Annotated in this window: 2 protein-coding genes; both read left to right on the plus strand. The window is 59.0% G+C overall.

Features of this window, described 5'->3' with window-relative positions:
* Positions 1-559, plus strand: a 559-nt coding sequence (locus FTE26_RS05865) for a conjugative transfer relaxase/helicase TraI domain-containing protein (RefSeq protein ID WP_334313974.1), incomplete at its 5' end; no start/stop codon positions are given.
* Positions 560-578: 19 nt separating this feature from the next.
* Positions 579-1,115: type-F conjugative transfer system pilin acetylase TraX (traX, locus tag FTE26_RS05870; protein ID WP_272457517.1), on the plus strand; the 537-nt coding region annotated here is incomplete at its 3' end.

Raw genomic sequence — 1,115 nt, forward strand, 5'->3', positions numbered from 1 at the left:
CGTGGCCCTGCAGGGCAGCCGTAACGGAGAGAGCCTGCTGGCTGATAATATGCAGGATGGTGTCCGGATTGCCCGTGATAATCCCGACAGCGGTGTGGTGGTAAGAATTGCCGGTGAAGGTCGTCCGTGGAATCCCGGTGCCATCACCGGTGGTCGCGTGTGGGGGGATATCCCGGACAGCAGCGTCCAGCCGGGGGCCGGAAATGGCGAACCGGTCACGGCAGAGGTGCTGGCACAGCGGCAGGCTGAAGAGGCCATCCGCCGTGAAACGGAACGTCGCGCAGATGAAATTGTCCGTAAAATGGCAGAGAACAAACCTGACCTGCCGGACGGCAAAACAGAGCTGGCTGTCAGGGATATTGCCGGGCAGGAACGTGACCGGACTGCCAGTTCTGAACGGGAAACCGCACTGCCGGAGAGTGTGCTGCGTGAATCACAACGGGAACGGGAAGCGGTCCGGGAGGTTGCCCGGGAAAATCTGCTGCAGGAGCGTCTGCAGCAGATGGAGCGGGATATGGTTCGTGACCTGCAGAAAGAGAAAACCCTGGGCGGAGACTGATACAGGAAGACAAACACTGATGACAACGGATAACACGAACACGACACGTAACGATTCACTGGCTGCACGGACCGATACCTGGTTGCAGTCATTTCTGGTCTGGTCACCCGGACAGCGGGATATCATCAAAACGGTGGCACTGGTGCTGATGGTACTGGACCACATCAATCTGATATTCCAGCTGAAGCAGGAATGGATGTTTCTGGCCGGGCGAGGAGCCTTTCCGCTGTTTGCCCTGGTGTGGGGGCTGAATCTGTCCCGTCATGCGCATATCCGGCAACCGGCCATTAACCGGCTGTGGGGATGGGGAATTATTGCCCAGTTCGCATATTATCTGGCCGGCTTTCCCTGGTATGAGGGGAATATCCTGTTTGCCTTTGCAGTGGCGGCACAGGTGCTGACGTGGTGTGAAACGCGCAGTGGGTGGCGTACAGCAGCGGCCATTCTTCTGATGGCCCTGTGGGGGCCTTTGTCCGGCACCAGTTACGGCATTGCCGGGCTGCTGATGCTGGCAGTCAGCCACCGGCTGTACCGGGCGGAAGACAGAGCGGAACGT

Source organism: Escherichia sp. S10b, assembly GCF_028421345.1.
GTDB lineage: Bacteria > Pseudomonadota > Gammaproteobacteria > Enterobacterales > Enterobacteriaceae > ECMA0423.